Source organism: Cellulomonas sp. McL0606 (assembly GCF_058248365.1).
The window spans coordinates 2875188-2888204 of record NZ_CM177779.1; the positions used below are offsets into that span (position 1 = coordinate 2875188).

At 72.9% G+C, this 13017-nt stretch carries 7 protein-coding genes and 6 pseudogenes; 5 read left to right on the forward strand and 8 right to left on the reverse strand.

Features of this window, described 5'->3' with window-relative positions:
* Positions 1–120 precede the first annotated feature (120 nt).
* From nadD to AC38ZX_RS14665, 7 genes and pseudogenes are all read right to left on the reverse strand, one after another.
* Positions 121–728: pseudogene (gene nadD / locus AC38ZX_RS14635) on the reverse strand (nicotinate-nucleotide adenylyltransferase).
* 235 nt (positions 729–963) lie between these two features.
* Positions 964–2275 (reverse strand): annotated as a pseudogene (locus tag AC38ZX_RS14640) (glutamate-5-semialdehyde dehydrogenase).
* A 54-nt stretch (positions 2276–2329) separates the two neighbouring features.
* Positions 2330–3016 (reverse strand): LLM class flavin-dependent oxidoreductase, encoded by a 687-nt coding sequence (locus AC38ZX_RS14645; protein ID WP_491297439.1) that lies wholly within the window; start codon positions 3014–3016, stop codon positions 2330–2332.
* Positions 2962–3434 (reverse strand): annotated as a pseudogene (locus tag AC38ZX_RS14650) (LLM class flavin-dependent oxidoreductase). Before AC38ZX_RS14650 ends, AC38ZX_RS14645 begins: the two are co-directional and overlap by 55 nt.
* A complete protein-coding gene (locus tag AC38ZX_RS14655; RefSeq protein WP_491294996.1) occupies positions 3431–4462 on the reverse strand; it encodes a GNAT family N-acetyltransferase in 1032 nt (343 codons plus the stop codon). Before AC38ZX_RS14655 ends, AC38ZX_RS14650 begins: the two are co-directional and overlap by 4 nt.
* A 14-nt stretch (positions 4463–4476) precedes the next feature.
* Positions 4477–5820 carry a M20 family metallopeptidase gene (locus AC38ZX_RS14660; protein WP_491294997.1) on the reverse strand — a complete coding sequence of 448 codons (1344 nt, stop codon included), beginning with the start codon at positions 5818–5820 and terminating at the stop codon, positions 4477–4479.
* A complete protein-coding gene (locus AC38ZX_RS14665; RefSeq protein WP_491294998.1) occupies positions 5820–6233 on the reverse strand; it encodes a rhodanese-like domain-containing protein in 414 nt (137 codons plus the stop codon). Before AC38ZX_RS14665 ends, AC38ZX_RS14660 begins: the two co-directional genes overlap by 1 nt.
* A gap of 294 nt (positions 6234–6527) precedes the next feature.
* Here AC38ZX_RS14665 and AC38ZX_RS14670 point away from each other — a divergent pair, with 294 nt between their 5' ends.
* From AC38ZX_RS14670 to AC38ZX_RS14690, 5 genes and pseudogenes are all read left to right on the forward strand, one after another.
* The gene (locus AC38ZX_RS14670) at positions 6528–7523 is read left to right on the forward strand and encodes an ABC transporter permease (RefSeq protein ID WP_491294999.1); all 996 of its coding nucleotides are present in this window, start codon (positions 6528–6530) and stop codon (positions 7521–7523) included.
* A 1-nt stretch (position 7524) separates the two neighbouring features.
* Entirely contained in the window at positions 7525–7857 is a 333-nt protein-coding gene (locus tag AC38ZX_RS14675) for a hypothetical protein (RefSeq protein ID WP_491295000.1), read from the forward strand.
* Entirely contained in the window at positions 7839–8453 is a 615-nt protein-coding gene (locus AC38ZX_RS14680; protein ID WP_491295001.1) for an ABC transporter permease, read from the forward strand. Before AC38ZX_RS14675 ends, AC38ZX_RS14680 begins: the two co-directional genes overlap by 19 nt.
* A pseudogene (locus tag AC38ZX_RS14685) lies at positions 8450–10082 on the forward strand (dipeptide ABC transporter ATP-binding protein). Before AC38ZX_RS14680 ends, AC38ZX_RS14685 begins: the two are co-directional and overlap by 4 nt.
* A gap of 66 nt (positions 10083–10148) precedes the next feature.
* Positions 10149–11764 (forward strand): annotated as a pseudogene (locus tag AC38ZX_RS14690) (ABC transporter substrate-binding protein).
* 81 nt (positions 11765–11845) lie between these two features.
* Here AC38ZX_RS14690 and proB read toward each other — a convergent pair.
* Positions 11846–12995 (reverse strand): annotated as a pseudogene (gene proB / locus AC38ZX_RS14695) (glutamate 5-kinase).
* Between the last annotated feature and the right edge of the window lie 22 nt (positions 12996–13017).

The window sequence follows — 13017 nt, forward strand, 5'->3', positions numbered from 1 at the left end:
GAGAGGTGGCCGGCGGGGTCGGTTGCGGCGCCGCGGACCCGTCGTCGGGTGCGACGCCCTCGACGGAACCCGTCTCGGGCCGGTGGAGCTCGCGGCGACTGCGCCGTCCTCCGGTTTCACTCATGACATTCCTCGATACAACCTGTGCTTGGCGATGTACTGAACAACCCCGTCCGGGACGAGGTACCACACCGGTTGCCCGGCGCTCTCGCGGGCGCGGACATCCGTCGACGAGATGGCCAGGGCCGGGACCTCCAGGACCTGGACGCGATCGCCGGGGAGCCCGTCGACCGACAACGTGTGCCCAGGACGGGTGACCGCCACGAACTGCGCCATCGCGAAGGCTCGTCCGCATCCTTCCACGTCAAGATCTGCGTGATGGCGTCCGCGCCTGTGATGAAGAACAGTTCGGCGTCCGGTCGTGCCGTCTTGAGGTCACGGAGCGTGTCGACGGTATATGTCACACCGTCGCGGTCCACGTCCACGCGGCTGACGGTGAACCGGGGGTTCGACGCCGTGGCGATGACGGTCATGAGGTAACGGTGCTCGGCGAGCGTGACGGCCTGGTCGAGCTTGAACGTCGGCTGGCCGGTGGGGACGAAGATGACCTCGTCGAGGTCGAACCGGGCGGCAACCTCGCTGGCCGCGACCAGGTGTCCGTGGTGGATGGGGTCGAACGTCCCGCCCATGACCCCGACGCGCTGCCTCCGGGCGGGCGACTGCGTCATGGGTCGATCCCTCCGTCGGGCCCCCCGGTGGTCGAGGTCAGTGGCGCGATCCGACGTTCTTGAAGGCGTAGGCGATCAGCAGCATCGCGACGAGCCCGATGAACGCACCGACGCCGAAGACCCACGGCGCGAAGGGCAGCTCGGTCACGACCTCGGCAGCTTTCGCAGCAACACGCACGACAATCCTCCAGGGGTGGGGCGGGTGCGATCAGTGTCGCACGCTCGACTGGGCTGTTCAGGGTCGGACGTGGCCGTCGCCGTGCACGATCCACTTGGTCGTCGTGAGCTCGCCGAGGCCCATCGGGCCGCGCGCGTGCAGCTTCTGGGTGGAGATGCCGATCTCGGCGCCCAGTCCGAGCTGGCCGCCGTCGGTGAAGCGGGTCGAGGCGTTGACCATGACGGCCGCGGAGTCGACCTCGGCGACGAACCGCTCGGAGGACGCCAGGTCCCGCGTGATGATCGCCTCGGTGTGCCCGGAGCTTCCAGGTGCGGATGTGCTCGAGCGCCTCGTCCAGGGAGTCGACGACCTTCACGGCCAGGTCGAGCGACAGGTACTCCTTGGCCCAGTCCTCGTCCGTGGCCGGCACGACGTCGGCCTCCTCGGGTGCCAGCGCGAGCGTCTCCTCGCACCCGTGGATGGTGACACCCTCGTCGGCGAGCATGGCGATCGCGACCGGCAGGAACTCGTCGGCCACCGCCTGGTGCACGAGCAGGGTCTCCGCCGCGTTGCAGACGCCGACGCGCTGGGTCTTGGCGTTGAGCAGGATGGGCAGCGCCATCGCCAGGTCGGCCGTCTCGTCCACGTACACGTGCACGTTGCCGACGCCGGTCTCGACGACGGGCACCGTCGACTCGCGCACCACGGTCTGGATCAGGTCCGCTCCCCCGCGCGGGACGAGGATGTCGACCAGGCCGCGGGCGTGCATGAGCGCCACGGCACCCTCGCGCCCGTACGCGTCGATCGACTGGACGAGCGCGCCCGGCAGCCGCTGGGAGACCAGGGCCCGCGACAGCACGTCGACGATCAGCTCGTTGCTGGCCGCGGCCGCCGACCCGCCCCGCAGGATCACCGCGTTGCCGCTCTTCAGGGCGAGCCCGGCGGCGTCCACCGTCACGTTCGGTCGGGCCTCGTAGATCATGCCGACGACGCCCATCGGGACGCGGACCTGTCGCATGCGCAGGCCGTTGGGCAGCGTGGAGCCGCGGACCACCTCGCCCACCGGGTCGGGCAGGGCGGCCAGCTCGCGCAGGGCGTCGGCGATCGCGACGATGCGCTCGGGAGTCAGGGCGAGCCGGTCGAGCAGGCCGGCGGACGTGCCGTTGGCTCGGCCGCGCTCGAGGTCGACGGCGTTGGCCTCGACGATCTGCGGGGTGGCCTCCACGAGCGCGTCGGCCATGGCGCGCAGGGCGGCGTCCTTGGTGGCGCGGGTGGCGGTGGCCAGCGTGCGGGAGGCGATCTTGGCGCGCTCCGCGACGGCGCGGACGGCGGCCGTGACGTCCGGTGCCTGGGGCGCCTCCGTCAGCGGGTGCTCGAGCGACGTGGTCATCTGGTCAGGGTAGTCCCGCTCCGCCCGGCGGCCGAGCACCGTCGTCCGCGACCGTCATCCGACGGCTGCGAACCGGTCGAGGCCGCGCGCGCGACCCGCGTCCTGCGGTCCCCACAGGGTGGTCGAGACCTCGGCCTGCACCAGCGGCACCACCTCCTCGGCGAACCGGCGCAGGACGTCCTGCTGCTGCTCGTAGGGCAGCACGGGGTTCAACGAGACCGACTGGAGGTCGTGCTGGTAGGAGCCGTAGTAGTCGAGGATCTTCTCCGCGACCCGCTCGGGCGACCCCACGAGGGCCGGACCCCGCTCGACCGCGTCCTCGATGTGCGTGAAGGACGACACCTTGCCCAATCGCGTCTCGCCCACGTGCCGGGCGGCCATGCGCGCCGCGAACCCCTCGTACACCGCGCGGTACTCCTCGGTGGCCTGCTCGGTCGTGTCGGCGAGGAACAGACCACCCGAGCCGGAGCCGACGTAGCCGACCGACGGGTCGAAGCCGTTGAGGGCCAGCTGCTCGCGGTAGCGGTCGATGAGCACCTTGTAGTTCTCGCGCGGCTGCAGGGCGTTCGCCGAGACGATCGGGTCGCCGTGCTTGGCCGCGAGGTCGACCGCGATCGTGCTGGTGGCCGACCCGTGCCAGATGCGGAACGGGCCGTCGTACGGGCGCGGCAGGGTGGTGGCGTCGGTCAGGGGCGCGTGGAACGTGCCCTGCCAGTCGACGTGCTCCTGGCTGAGCAGGATCGTGAGGCGTAGTTCTCCTCGAGGTAGTCGTACTGGTGCTCGAGCTGCAGCCCGAACAGCGGGAAGTGCTTGTCCTCGTTGCCCTTGCCGATGACGATTTCCAGCCGCCCCCGGGACAGCAGGTCGATCGTGGCGTAGTCCTCGGCGACGCGGACCGGGTCGAGCAGGCTGAGCACGGTGACGCGGTGCTCAGCAGGATGCGGTCGGTGGCCTGTGCGAGGGCGCCCAGCAGGACGGTCGGCGACGAGGACAGGAAGTCGCCGGCGTGCCGCTCTCCCACGGCGAACGCGTCGAGACCCAGCTGTTCGGCCAGCACGGCGGTCTCGACGACGCGCTCGAGCCGGGTGGAGGGGTCGAGCAGCTCGCCGGTGACCGGGTGCGGGCCGTGCGGGACGATGTCGAGGACCTGGAACTTCACGGGTGCGCTCCTTGCGTGAGGGGTAGGTGGTCGGGGTCGGTGTCGTAGCCGAAGGCGAGCAGCGTCCCGGCGCCGGGGACCACGCGCGTCTCGCGCTGGGTCAGCCGGACGAAGCCGAGGCGGTGGTAGAGCGCGTGGGCGCCGAGCATCTGGGGCCCGGAGTTCATGACGACCCGGTCCATGCCGCGCTGACGCGCGAGGACGAGGACGTGCTCGGTGAGCAGCGCACCGATGCCGCGACGACGGGCCGCGGGGTCGACCGCGAGCAGGCGGAAGTCGAGCTCGCCGTCCTGACCCAGCTCGGAGATGTGCTCGCCGGCTCGTGGCGTGGCGACGGTGCCGAGCAGCTCGCCGGTGGCCAGGTCCTCCGCCACCCACACCTCGTGCTCGCGCGCCCGCGTGGCCACGTCCGCGAGCGAGGCTCGGTACTCGTCGCGGATGTCGTAGTCGTGGGCGTAGGCCTCCACCGACAGCTGCGCGACGCGCACGTACTCGTGGGGCGCGACGAGCCGCACGCGCACCCCCGTCCGCGAGAAGTCGTAGCGGAACACCGCGAGGCGGCCGACACCGTCCGGGACCACGGTCGTCTCGCGGTCGACGATGCGCTCGAACCCCAGTCGGTGATAGAGCCGCTGGGACGCCACGTTGTCCGGACCGGTGTCGAGCACCAGACCGGCGACGCCCCAGGCGCGCGCCCGGCCGATCGACTCGGCGACGAGCGCGGCGCCGACCCCCCGGCCGCGAGCGTCGGGGCTGGTGGTCAGCAGCCGGACCTCGGCCTCGTCGTGGCGCGCCTGGCGGGTGTAACCCGTCCCGGGGCGCAGGAGGGTGAGCGTGCCGAGAAGCTGGTCGCCGTCCGCGGCGACGAGCAGGTCGCCGGCCGCGGCGCGACCGGCCGCGTCCCGCAGCAGGCGGAGCCGGTCCGGGTTCGTGGTGGGACCGTACGGGCCGGCGCCGAACCCGCGCTCGGTCAGGTCGGCAACCGCCTCGTACTCGTCGGGCCGCGCGCTCCGGACCTCGACCGTCATGCGTCCTCCTTCGGTCACGAGAAGTACCCCTCGACGTCCAGGACGCCTCCGGAGTCCTCGAAGTCCTCATGGACGGCCGCGCGCAGGGCCGGGTCGGCCAGGTAGTCGAGGGCCGTGAGCGCGAGCCCGGCGGCACCGTCGATCGCGGCCGCGTCTCCGCGGGGTCCGCCCGCGACCTCGGCGAACCCACGGGTGTGCAGGGCCACGTCGGGGTCGCTCACGGCGATCATCGGGTGGATGCCCGGCAGCCGGACGCTGACGTTGCCGAAGTCCGTGGACGCGGCCAGGTTCTCGGGCACCACGCCCCCGGCCAGCACCGTGCGGCCCCGGCCGGCCTGGTGCACCGCCCACCGCGCGCCGAGCGGGCCGTTGCTCCGGACCGGCAGCGTGAACGGCGCGGCGTCCCAGACCAGCTCGGCGGTGGTCCCGGTGGCCAGCGCGGCACCCTGCGCGATGTCGGCCAGGCGCGCGGACAGGTCCTTGAGCGTCGCCGGGCTCGCGGACCGCACGTAGTACTCCACGGTTGCCCGCTCGGGCACGACGCTCGGGCGGCTGCCCCCCTCGAGCACCACGCCGTGCACCCGGTCGCTGGGCGGGAGGTGCTGCCGCAGCATCGCGACGGCCTGGTAGTTGAGCACCACCGCGTCGAGCGCGTTGCGGCCCATGAACGGGCTCGCGGAGGCGTGCGCCGCGACCCCGTGGTACGTGACGCGCAGCTGCCGACGACCGAGGAACGGGTGGTCGACGACGTCGAACCCGAACGGGTGGACCATGATCGCCGCGTCGACGCCCGCGAAGAACCCGTTGCGGGCCAGGATCTCCTTGCCCGAGCTGCCCTCCTCGGCCGGCGTGCCGAGCAGGAGGACACGACCGGGCAGGTCGAGCCCGTCGGCGACCGCCCGGACGAGCGCCAGGAACGCACCGGTCGCCGCGCCCGCGATCAGGTGGTGGCCACAGGCATGACCGACCCCGGGCAACGCGTCGTACTCGGCCAGGATCGCGATGGTCGGGCCACCTTCTCGCACCGCCCCGTCGTCCGGCCCGGCCGCGCTCAGACCCGCCCGCAGCGCGGTCGACAGGCCGTGCGTGCCCACCGCGGCCGGCACGCCGCGCTCACGCAGCAGGTCCGCGATCGCCGCCACCGAGCGGACCTCGCGGAACGCCTCCTCCGGGTGGGCGTGGATCGCGTGGGCGACCGCGAGGACGTCGGCCTCCCCCGCGGCCGCCGCAGCGCGCACGAGATCCCGCGACGCCTCGTCGGCCCCCGCGTACGGGGACGTGAGCGGCACGAACGACGCGCGCCGCCGCTCGGTGAGCGCACCCAGCTCGTCGAGGAACGCGGTGGAGGGGACGCTCATCAGGCCGTCGGCTCCCCGGCCGGCAGGCTGGCGTCCTTCCACGCGTCGAAGCCGCCCTCGACGTGGACCACGTTGGTGAACCCCTTGGCCCGCAGCTCGGCCGCGACGGGGCCCGACCCGCGCACGGAGCCGCAGACGACCACGATGGGTGTGTCCAGCGAGACGACGGGTGCGTGGTGCGTGGCAGCGGCGAGGTCGAACTCCTCGTCGATCGCGTACCGGTCCGCGATCGTCGCTCCCGGGATCGCCCCGGTCCTGGCGCGACCCGCGGCGCTGCGGACGTCGATCAGGAACGCGCCCTCGGCGACGCGGCCGGCAGCCTCGTCGGGACTGACGCCGGGTGCGAGGGCGGTGGCCTCCTCGAGGCTGAGGTGCACGGCGGGGGCGCCGGGCCGGGAATCGGTGTCGGTCATCGTTCTCTCCATGTCGTCTCACGGCTACGCGGCCGCCACCAGGTCGGCTGAGCGCCTGACCTGCGCCGGAGGGTGTGCGGCGCACCGGTGGATGTCAACGATCGGGACGGGCTTCTCACATCCCGGACTGGTGTCGAACCCGCCCCGGATGTCGAGATCTGGACACGGTGTCCACCTGGTGAGAAGGCACCGGAGAACGTTGACGGCCGCCAGGGCGGTGCCTACTTTCGCGGCGCCCTGCTGCCCCGTCCGTCCGGAGGACCACCCGATGCGTGCCTATCCCCAGGCTCCGCGATGAACCGCTATGTGCTGACCCGTCTCGGGCAGTCGCTCCTGGTTCTGTGGGCCGCCTACACGGTCGCCTTCGTCGTGCTCTACGCCCTGCCGGGCGACCCGATCACCCTGATGTACGGCGGCGAGTCGTCGGACGTCACGCCGCAGCAGCTCGACGCACTGCGCGCCCAGTACGGGCTCGACCAGCCGCTTCCGGTGCAGTATGTGCACCAGCTCGGCGCGGCCCTGCACGGCGACCTGGGCACGTCGGTCGTCCTGCACCGACCGGTCGCCGGCCTGATCGCCGAGGCCATCCCGCCGACCCTGCAGATCGCCGCCGCCGCGTTCGTCCTGGCTCTCGTCCTTGGCGGCGGGCTGGCGATCGTCGGCACGCTCGTGCGTAGCCGCGGCCTGTCCAACGCTCTGCTCGGTCTCCCGCCGCTCGGCGTCGCGATCCCGTCCTTCTGGCTCGGCCTGATGCTCGTCCAGTGGTTCTCGTTCGGCATCCCGTTGTTCCCCGCACTGGGCAACAAGGGGTTCTCGTCGATCGTCCTGCCGGCGATCACGCTCGCCGTGCCGACCGCCGCGATCATCGCCCAGATGCTGTCGCGGAGCCTGCGCAACAGCTTGGAGCAGCCCTACGTCGACACCGCGCGGGCCAAGGGTGCCGGATCGCTGCGGGTGCACTTCCGGCACGCGCTGCGCAACGCCTCGCTGCCGGCGCTGACCGTGACCGGCCTGATCGTCGGCGAGCTGCTGGCCGGAGCGGTGGTCACCGAGACCGTGTTCTCGCGCCCGGGCATCGGCCGCCTGACCGCCACCTCGGTGAGCGCGCAGGACATCCCCGTGGTGCAAGGCATCGTGCTCTTCGCCGCGGCCGTGTTCGTGCTGGTCAACCTCGCGGTCGACCTGCTCTACCCGCTCCTGGACCCGCGGATCGCGCGGCGCACCCACACCCCTCGGCCCGCCGCGGCCGCACCCGCCCCGGTCCGCGAGCCTACGACGGCGGGGGTGTGAGATGACCGACCTTCTCGACGAGGCCCCGGTGGACGGGTTCGCCGCGACCTCACCGGACCGCCTCGCCGACGCGCTGCGCGAGCAGCAGGACGCGCGCGAGCCTGGGCGACCGCGCTGGTTGACCGACGTGCTCCGGCAGCCAGGGCTGGTGCTCGCTCTCGTCTGGGTGGCGCTGGTCCTCGTCGCCGCGTTCGTCCCGCAGCTCCTGGCGCCCGCCGACCCGCTCGTCGGCGTCCCGGCCGACAAGCCCAGGCTCCCTCGTCGGCCCACTGGTTCGGCACCGACCAGATCGGGCGCGACCTGTACACGCGGGTCGTGCACGGCACGCACCTGACGCTCGAGGCCGCGCTGGTCGCCGTCGGCGTCGGCCTGGTCCTCGGCGCGATCGTCGGGCTGCTCGCCGGGTTCATCGGCGGCGTCTTCGACGACGTCGTGATGCGCATCGTCGACGTGCTGCTGTCCATCCCGGCCCTGCTGCTCTCCCTCGCTCTCATCACCGCGCTGGGCTTCGGGACCGTGAAGGTCGCGATCGCCGTCGGTCTGGCCAGCGTCGCCACCGTCTCCCGGATCATGCGCTCCGAGGTCCTGCGCGTGCGGTCGTCGGTCTACGTCGAGGCCGCGCACGCGGGCGGCAGCCGCTGGTGGTCGGTGCTGTTCCAGCACGTGCTGCCCAACGCGTCGGGCCCCGTGATCGTCCTCGCGGCCCTCCAGCTGGGCACAGCGATCCTCGCCGTCTCGGCCCTAAGCTTCCTCGGTTACGGCGCACCGCCGCCGGCGCCCGAGTGGGGCGCGCTCGTCGCGGGCGGTCGCGACTTCCTGCGCACGTCGTGGTGGCTCACCACGATGCCCGGCCTGACGATCGCCGTCACCGTGCTGGCCGCGGGCCGGATCTCGCGAGCCCTCGACCGCACCAGCGGAGGCATCGCATGAGCGAGCGCCTGCTCACGGTCACCGACCTGGCGGTGGCGTACCAGACGCGCCGCGGGACGGTCCGCGCCGTCCGGGATGTCTCCCTGCACGTCGATGCGGGCGAGACGGTCGCGATCGTCGGCGAGTCCGGCTCCGGGAAGTCGACGACGGCTGCGGCCGTCGTGCGGCTCCTAGCCCCGGCGGCCGTCATCGACGGCGGCAGCATCGACCTGCTCGGCCACGACGTGGTCGCCGCCTCCCAGCGGGAGCTGCGCACCGTGCGCGGCGTGCTGGTGGGTCTCGTGCCGCAGGACCCGACGGTATCGCTCAACCCCGTGACGCGGATCGGCGAGCAGGTGGCCGAGGTGCTGCGCATCCACGGGCTGGCGGACCGCAAGAACTCCGCGATCGAGGCGGTCGAGGCGCTGGACCGCGCCGGTCTGGACGACCCGGAAGCTCCGCGCCCGCCAGTACCCGCACGAGCTGTCCGGCGGCATGCGGCAGCGCGTGCTCATCGCCATCGCACTGGCCGCCAAGCCGCGCCTGCTGGTCGCCGACGAGCCGACGAGCGCCCTCGATGTCACCGTGCAGCGGCAGATCCTCGACCACCTCGAGCTGCTCACCTCCCGGTCCGGCACCGGTGTGCTGCTCATCACGCACGACCTGGGCGTGGCCGCCGACCGGGCCGACCGCATCGTCGTCATGTCCCAGGGCCGCGTCGTCGAGCAGGGGACGCCCGACCAGGTCCTCGGCTCGCCCCAGGACTCCTACACGCGCCAGCTGCTCGCTGCGGCGCCGAGCCTGCGCGGCGCGCGTGCCATCGCCGCGCCGATCCCGCCGACCGCCGTGCCCGCCCTGGAGGCCCGGCACCTGTCCAAGGACTTCCCGCTCCCCCGCGCGGCCGGCGGCGGCACGCTGCGCGCGGTCGACGACGTCTCGTTCGTCCTGCCGCGGGGTCGCACGCTCGCGCTCGTCGGCGAGTCCGGTTCGGGCAAGTCCACCACCGCCCGGCTGGCCCTGCGGCTGGCCGAGCCGACGTCGGGCGTCGTGCTCGTCGACGGCGAGGACGTCACGCACACGCAGGGCGCCGCGCTGCGCCTCCTGCGCCGACGCATGCAGGTGGTCTACCAGAACCCGTACGCGTCGCTCGACCCGCGGTTCTCCGTCGAACGGGTCGTCACCGAGCCGCTGCGTGCGTTCGGCGTCGGGTCGCGACCCGAGCGTGCGGCGCGGGCCGCCGAGCTGCTCGACGTCGTCGCGCTGCCGCGCACCGTGCTGCAGCGCCGACCGGCCGAGCTGTCGGGGGGCCAGCGTCAGCGGGTGGCGATCGCCCGCGCGCTCGCGCTGAACCCGGAGCTGGTGGTCCTCGACGAGCCCGTCTCCGCGCTGGACGTCTCCGTCCAGGCGCAGATCCTCGACCTGCTGGCCGACCTGCAGACCGAGCTCGGCCTGTCGTACCTGTTCATCTCGCACGACCTGGCCGTGGTGCGGCAGGTGGCCCACGAGGTCGCCGTCCTGAAGCGCGGGCGCGTGGTCGAGCAGGGCGAGGTCGAGGCCGTGTTCGCCCGGCCGGCCGACCTGTACACGGCCGAGCTCCTGTCGGCCATCCCCGGCGGCCGCGTGCGCGTCGGCGAAGGGGGTGCGTCGTGACCTCGTGTCGACGTTCCTGAGACCCCCGTCACCCGCACTCCTCCCACCCCGCAAGGAGCACCACCCATGCCTGCACGACGACCCCTGCGCCGTCACGTCGGTCTGATCGCCGGCCTCGCCGCCACCGCCTTCCTGCTCGCCGCGTGCGCGTCCGGCTCGGACGACGCCGGTTCGAGCGCGTCCTCGACGTCCGCCGCCCCCCAGGCCGTGGACGGCGGCGACCTGACGTTCGCCATCGGCAACGACCCCATCTCGCTCAACCCGGCCGGCATCGGCTCGGGCAACGACACGCTGTACGTCACCCGCCAGCGCGTGGACTCCCTGCTCTGGCAGGACCCCAAGGACGGGTCCCTCAAGCCGTGGCTCGCGACGAAGTGGGTGGCCAACGCCGACTCCACGCAGTTCACGTTCACGCTGCGCGACGACGTCACCTACTCGGACGGCACCCCCTTCGACGCCGACTCCGTGAAGAAGAACTTCGACGACTCGGTCGCGGCCGGCGCCAAGACGGCGGCCCCCAACTTCATCGGGTACGCCGGCACCACGGTGGTCGACCCGACGACCGTGACGGTCGCGTTCAAGACGCCCAACGCGGCGTTCCCGCAGGCGACCTCCACCGTCGCGCTCGGGTTCCTCGCCGACTCGACGCTCGCCGTCCCGTTCGACTCGCGCGCCAGCGGCACGGGCGTCATCGGCACGGGTCCGTTCACGCTCGACCACTACACCAAGGACACCGAGACGGTCCTGAAGGCCCGTCCCGCGTACACGTGGGGCCCCGAGGGTCGCGCGAACACCGGCAAGGCGCACCTCGACTCCGTCACGTTCCAGGTGATCCCCGAGGCCGGTGTCCGTACCGGCGCGCTCAGCCCGGCCAGGTCGACGTCATCGGCGGCGTGCAGCCGACCGACATCGACACCCTGAAGTCGTCGGGCTTCGACCTGGTGAGCCGCGCCAACCCGGGCATCACCTTCGGACTGACCTTCAACGAGGCCGGGGCCATCGGCGCCGACCCGGCCGTCCGCGAGGCCATCTCGCTCACGGTGAACCCCACGGAGGTGCGCGACACCGCCCTCAACGACGGGTTCGCCGTCGCCGAGGGTCCGCTGGCGAGCACGACGCCCGGCGTGGCCGACCTCAGCAAGGACATCGTCACCGACCCGAAGAAGGCGGCGGGCATCCTCGAGAAGGACGGCTGGGTCAAGGGCGCGGACGGCATCTACGCCAAGGACGGCAAGCCGCTGGCGCCGGTCATCGCGTGGATCACCAACTTCTCCCCGAACCAGACGTCGGTCGAGCTCATCCAGCAGGAGCTCAAGGCGAACGGCATCGACGCCCAGCTGTGGAGCGGCGCCGTGCCGGACTTCCTGGCCAAGCTCAAGGACGGCTCGTTCGACCTGGTGTGGGGCAACCTGAGCCGGGCCGACGGTGACGTGCTGCGCACGCAGTACTCGACGGCGTCGACGAACTACTACCGGCTCGACGACCCGGACCTCGAGGCCCTGCTGCGCAAGCAGCTGACCGTGAGCGACCCGACGGCCCGCAACGCCGTCCTGGCCCAGGCCCAGGAGCGGCTGCTGACGCAGCACCACGTCATCCCGGTGCACGAGCTGACGACGTTCCTGGGCCTGGACGCCAAGGTCCACGGCGTGGAGCTGGGGCGGACTCGCGCCTCGACCAGCTGACGCAGACGTGGATCGGTAGCTGACAGCACGCGCGAAGGGGCGGGCCGCATGATGCGGTCCGCCCCTTGGTCGTCGACGGGGTCAGCGGCGCTTGCGCACCAGCACGAGATCGTCGCGGTGGACCAGCTCGCGGTCGTAGCCCGGCCCGAGCCTCGGCGCGCAGGTCCTGCGTCGAGCGGCCGAGCAGGCCCGGCACCTCGGTCGCGTCGTAGGCCACGAGCCCCCGGCCGATCAGGGTGCCGTCGGGGCCGACGAGCTCGACGGGGTCGCCCTCCTCGAAGGCACCGTCGAACCCGGTGACGCCGGCGGGCAGCAGCGACGTGCCCCGCTCGACCACGGCCCGGACGGCACCCGCGTCGAGCACCAGCCGTCCGCGGGTGTGCGCGGCGTGCGCGAGCCAGAGCCGGCGGATCGAGGTGCGGCGGCCGGTCGCGGTGAACCAGGTGCCGACGTCGTCGCCGGCCAGCGCCTGGGCCGCCTGCGCCGCGGACGTGAGGATGACCGGCACGCCCGACTGGGTCGCGATCGCCACGGACTCCAGCTTGGTCACCATGCCGCCGGTGCCCACGCCGCTGCCCCGCGACGCCACGTCGATGCCCTCGAGGTCCTGGGCGTCCACCACGGAGGCGATCCGCCGGGAGCCGTCGCGCGACGGGGGCCCGGTGTAGAGCGAGTCGACGTCGGACAGCAGCATGAGCGCGTCGGCGTGCACGAGGTGCGAGACGAGCGCGGCCAGGCGGTCGTTGTCGCCGAACCGGATCTCGTCGGTGGCCACCGCGTCGTTCTCGTTGATGACCGGCACGATGCCCAGGTCGAGCAGCCGTGTCAGGGCCCGGTGCGCGTTGCGGTAGTGCACGCGGCGCACGGTGTCGTCGGCGGTCAGCAGCACCTGCCCGACCTGCAGACCGTGCCGCGCGAACGCGGCGGTGTAGTGCGCGACGAGCAGGCCCTGGCCGACCGAGGCGGCCGCCTGCTGCGTCGCCAGGTCCTTGGGCCGGGTGGCCAGGCCCAGCGGACCGATGCCGGCTGCGATCGCACCGGACGACACGAGCACCACCTGGCCGCCGGCCGCGCGGCGCGCCGCGAGCACCTCGACCAGCGCGTTGAGCCGCTCCGGCGCGAGGCGACCGTCGGGCGTCGTCAGCGACGACGACCCGATCTTCACGACGACGCGCGCCGCCGTGACCAGCTGCTGGCGGTCCTGGACGGCGTCGACGGTCACGTGCGGCATTCTGCCGCGCAACGGCGGCTGA